Genomic DNA, 3414 nt, shown 5'->3' on the forward strand with positions numbered 1-3414 from the left:
ATGCAGGATTATACTGTTTATGTGACTAATTTCTAGTCATGAAAAGCCCCTGACTTCCCAACAAATTAGAGTTGAATTTGTGAAAGAAAATTTAACATTCACAGGCGAGGATTCGCCAATGTCAACGTTGTTGTTATCTGTCATGGGCGCATTCGCTGAGTTTGAACGCTCATTAATTAAAGAGCGTCAAATGGAAGGGATCGTTCTTGCTAAGAAGCGTGGCGCTTATAAAGGCCGGAAGGCTGCTTTATCTCAGGAACAAATTGACGAAATAAAAAAACGTGTGACTCAAGGAGATAAGAAAAGTCATATCGCACGTGATTTTAGTATTAGCCGTGAAACGTTATACCAATATTTAAGAAAATAAGGCTGATTTATTAATGAAACAACAGCCCAGACTTTCTGAAGATGAAATTATTCGCGATTGGTCTTTAAGCACTGGCGATTCGATCTTCATTAAAAAATTTAGGAAACAATACCAATTATGGGGATTTCTGCAGGTCTGTGCCTTGAGATTATTTGGCCAGCTTCTGGATAATCCCAACACGCTTGATACTCGTATTATTGGACATGCTTGTAAATTATTGGGGTTAGACATTGTTGGTACCGTTAATTTGCCAATGCGTGATGCCACAAGAACTGATTACAAGAAATCAATTTTCTTGCATTTAAATTTCAGGCCATTCAATGATGCCAAAGCTATTTTTTATGATTGGTTGCAACAGAAAATGCAGACAGGAATGCTGATTCCAGAAAAACTAATTTCAGAAGCCGAAGTCTTTTTGATCGTCAACCAAGTTGCTTTGCCAACGCTGTATTATTTGAAGCGTGAAATCAATTCTTTTTGCTCAAAGCATCAAGAAAAAATATTTTCTGGTATTTATCAGCAGCTATCTGAAGCATTGATTGACATGATTGATGACATGCTTGAAATTATCCCTGACGAAGACATCACGTGGTTTCAAAAATTTAAGGAATATCCTGGTTCTAGTTGCATTTCGGTGTTGCAAGACTATTTCGAACGCTATCAAAAAGTTGAAAAAATAGACTTGTCGTTGGTCGATACCGGCACTGTAGATTCTGATCTTGCTAGATATTTTTATCAACTTGCCAAGCACTATGATGCTTATCAGATAAAACGCTTTAAACCATCAAAGCGTTACGCTTTAATGGTACTATTTTTGGCAGAATCAAAAAAAGTCCTTATGGATTACCTTATTCACTTACATGATCAGTATATTTCCAATATATGCCGTGAATGCCGAAATGCACATCTGAAAACGTTGAAGCTTTATAAGAATAAAAATGAACGCGCTATTGATAAGATCGAGCGCTTTATCGACTTTATTTTGGCTCAAGAAGATGATCACAGTTTATCGGTTAGTGATCTTTATTCACATTCAACCGAAAAGTCTGATCTACAGCAGGCCAGAAATGATATGCACGAATACCAGGTGTTGAGCCGTTTTGGTTATGCCAAGCTAATTCAAAACCGTTATAGCAGCATGCGCCGCTATTTTGCTGATTTTATTCAATTGCCATTTCTGATTGAAAAAGGCGGTCAGTCATTAGAGCAATCAATTGAACTGGTACGCAAACTCGATAAACAAGAAATTGCTAAGATACCCAGTGATATGGACACTAAATTCATGGATGGGCAATTAACTATTGCCATGCGAGATAAGAATGGGGAAATTAAACGCAATCTTTGGGAAATGGGACTTGCCGTTGCGATTAAAGATGGTTTTCGATCTGGCGATTTATACGTTGAGCGCAGTAACAAATATGCCTCTTTTTGGAACTTGATATATCAAGATTGTGAGTGGCAGCGAGAAAAAGAAAATAGCTATCAAGCGCTAGAGATTATGCAAGATGCAGAGTATGCAGTAGGCAAAATTATTGCGAATTTCCATAGTTCAGCTGCGATTGCTGCCAATCGCTTTAAAAGCGATGATTTTGCTGACATTAAAAACGGTAAGCTATTGCTGAAAAGAAAAGACAAAATCGATACTCCCGATGATGCAGAACGCTTACAGGCACTGATAAATTCATATATGCCGAAAATAAAAATAGAGCAACTATTAATTGAAGTTGATCACATAACCGGATTTACCAAACACTTTACCCCGATTCATGGACAAAAGGGGAGACCACAAAATTTTTATAAAACCTTAATTGCCAGCATTTTGGCACAAGCAACTAATATTGGCCTTGTAACTATGGAGAATTGCACACCAGATATCACTGCAAAAATGATGCGTTATGTTACCGATACCTGCATTCGGGAAGAAACTATCAAATCTGCTAATGCAGAATTGGTGAATCAACATACGCAACTAGACTTAAGCCAAAACTATGGGGATGGAAAAATGTCATCTTCAGATGGGCAACGCTTTATTATTACTGCAAGCAGCCTGCTGTCGTCATACTACCCAAGATACGCGGGCTACTACGATAAAATGATTGGCGTATACACGCACACATCAAACCAACTATCAGTACTTAATACGCAAGCTATTTCATGCGCACCACGCGAATCGCTTTATGTCATTGATGGCTTGTTAGATAACAACACCATTCTCGCAATTAAAGAACACACCACGGATACAGAAGGCTTTACTGAGCACGTGTTTGCACTGTGCTATTTACTTGGTATTCGGTTTATGCCGAGAATTAAAGATCTAAAATCTCAGCAACTTTATCGCATTGATAAAGAAATTGCTTACGGTGAATTGGACGCTTTGCTAACTAAAACCGCATCTATTGAAGTGGTGATAGAACAGTTTGACCAAATGGTACGAGTGGCAGCCTCTTTGAAAAAGAAGCTCAGTCCTGCTCATGAAATTATTAGGCGGTTATCGAAAGGCTCTCCATCTGACAAGATATCAAAAGCATTTACACAATTAGGCCGAATACTTAAAACAGAGTATATTTTACAATACATTACTGACAAAGACATTCGAGATAAAGTTCAACGCCAATTAAACAAAGGAGAACATCGCCATCAATTAGCGCGCTGTATTTTTTTTGCAAACCAAGGAAAATTTCAAGTTGGTGACTACGAAGAAATCATGAATAAAGCAAGCTGCTTAAGCCTGGTATCGAATGCTGTATTATATTGGAATACGAGGAAAATGACAGAAATTATTACCCAACTTAAAAACAACGGCGAAGTTATAAGCGATAATACACTAACTCATATATCACTTTTACCACATAAGCATTTGATTACGATGGGTACTTATTTTACCGATGCAGCTATTGATCAATCGGAAATAGAGGATGTGGGAGAATTTACGGTTTTAGAGCAAATTTAGATGTCAAACCGTAAATTCTGACACGAATGGGGTCGCTACCCCAGGTTCTGCGCCCCTGCAGGTGATTTAAAACGAATGAGGCATTTTTCTTTTCTAC

General features: G+C 37.9%; 1 protein-coding gene and 1 pseudogene. Both read left to right on the forward strand.

Annotation, left to right across the window (positions count from 1 at the left end; translation table 11 throughout):
• Positions 1-49 precede the first annotated feature (49 nt).
• Positions 50-367, forward strand: a pseudogene (locus Q0495_RS06585) (helix-turn-helix domain-containing protein); the annotation flags it as partial.
• A 13-nt stretch (positions 368-380) separates the two neighbouring features.
• Positions 381-3317 carry a Tn3 family transposase gene (locus tag Q0495_RS06590; protein ID WP_298624268.1) on the forward strand — a complete coding sequence of 979 codons (2937 nt, stop codon included), beginning with the start codon at positions 381-383 and terminating at the stop codon, positions 3315-3317.
• Positions 3318-3414 lie beyond the last annotated feature (97 nt).

This window comes from uncultured Legionella sp. (assembly GCF_937871865.1).
Classification (GTDB): domain Bacteria; phylum Pseudomonadota; class Gammaproteobacteria; order Legionellales; family Legionellaceae; genus Legionella.

What these genes read in the sequence shown, in the direction of transcription:
- Q0495_RS06590 (WP_298624268.1), top strand. Translation starts at nt 381, where the DNA reads ATGAAACAACAGCCCAGACTTTCTGAAGATGAAATTATTCGCGATTGG.